Genomic DNA, 366 nt, shown 5'->3' with positions numbered 1-366 from the left:
CAGCACCACCCTGATTCACTGGGCCGGGGCGGGCCTGCAATCTGCATCACTCGGTGCCGCCCTGTCGGCGGGTCCGGCGCCGTTGCAGTTGCGTGCCGGCGGCAATAGCAGTCTGGATGAGGATGCCCGGGTGTTGGCGCAGGCGGCGGAAGCCGGGCAGCCGGTGATTGTGGTGGCCCGGGGTTGGGAACCGCCCACCGGGGAGCTGAGCGACTTTATTTTTGATGCCCGCGAACAGGGTATGACGGCGCTGCTGGCGCTGGTGCCGCTGGCCGACGAAGACGGAGCGGCGTTGGCCGACCCGGGGTTGCTGGCCCAGTGGCAACGCTTTGTGGACCGCCAGCGCGACAGCCAGTTACTGCTGTG

At 68.6% G+C, this 366-nt stretch carries 1 protein-coding gene; it reads left to right on the top strand.

The window, feature by feature from the left end:
* Positions 1 to 366: DUF2868 domain-containing protein (locus A3754_RS24545; protein ID WP_156497210.1), on the top strand; the 366-nt coding region annotated here is incomplete at both ends.

The sequence above is a fragment of the Alcanivorax sp. HI0083 genome (assembly GCF_001635175.1).
The sequence above is the reverse complement of the archived record's forward strand: the minus strand, read 5'-3'. Positions and strand labels throughout refer to the sequence as shown.